Source organism: Streptomyces boetiae (genome assembly GCF_031845405.1).
Lineage (GTDB): Bacteria > Actinomycetota > Actinomycetes > Streptomycetales > Streptomycetaceae > Streptomyces > Streptomyces boetiae.
On sequence record NZ_JAVREN010000119.1, the window covers coordinates 1 to 470 of the forward strand.

At 60.0% G+C, this 470-nt stretch carries 1 pseudogene; it reads left to right on the plus strand.

From position 1 onward, the window contains the following. Window positions 1-470 (plus strand): annotated as a pseudogene (locus tag RM780_RS27655) (molecular chaperone HtpG); the annotation flags it as partial.

The window sequence follows — 470 nt, forward strand, 5'->3', positions numbered from 1 at the left end:
CTTCGACCTGTTCACCAGGGACGCCAAGGCCGGCGTCCAGCTCTACATCAAGCGCGTCTTCGTGATGGGAGATTGCGAAGAGCTCATGCCCGGCTATCTGCGCTTCGTCAAGGGTGTCGTTGACGCACAGGGCATGTCACTGAATGTCTCTCGCGAGATCCTGCAACAGGACCGGCAGGTCACCGCCATACGTCGTCGGCTGACCAAGAAGGTTCTGACGACCATCGCGGATCTCCAGTCGAGCAAGCCCGAGGACTATCGCACCTTCTGGACGCAATTCGGCGCCGTCCTCAAAGAAGGTCTGATGTCCGATATGGACAATCAGGACACGCTGCTGCGGATTTCGTCCTTCGCCTCGACATTCTCAGACGCCGAGAACGGCGACGGGGGCGTGACGACGCTGCCGGAGTACGTCGCGCGTATGAAGGACGGACAGGAACAGATCTTCTATGCGACGGGCCCCTCGGTAG